Genomic DNA, 306 nt, shown 5'->3' on the forward strand with positions numbered 1-306 from the left:
ATGAGCTTTCCTTTTACCTCAATGACCGGGGGCGTGTCACTTACAACGAATTATGCCGGAAATGCCAGCATGGGTGCAGGCAGAGCTTCCGGGCGGTTGTGATTGACTGCCCCCGTTATTTATCCAAACGAGCAAAGAAAAAGGAGGAACACACCGAATGAATTTTGAATTTATGACGATAGACACACCATTGCCGCCCTGTATGCCATTTCCCAGAGCGTTGACAGGATTTCCAGTCAGCAGCACCGCAAAGGTCATGTACTGCCGGATGCTGGACGCTATGCTATCCAAAGGGCAGGAGGACGA

General features: G+C 50.7%; 1 pseudogene. It reads left to right on the plus strand.

The features are described 5' to 3' along the window. Positions 1-157 precede the first annotated feature (157 nt). Positions 158-306, plus strand: a pseudogene (locus LJE11_RS19475) (DeoR family transcriptional regulator); the annotation flags it as partial.

This window comes from Blautia sp. DFI.1.216 (assembly GCF_020594215.1).
GTDB lineage: Bacteria > Bacillota > Clostridia > Lachnospirales > Lachnospiraceae > Blautia_A > Blautia_A wexlerae.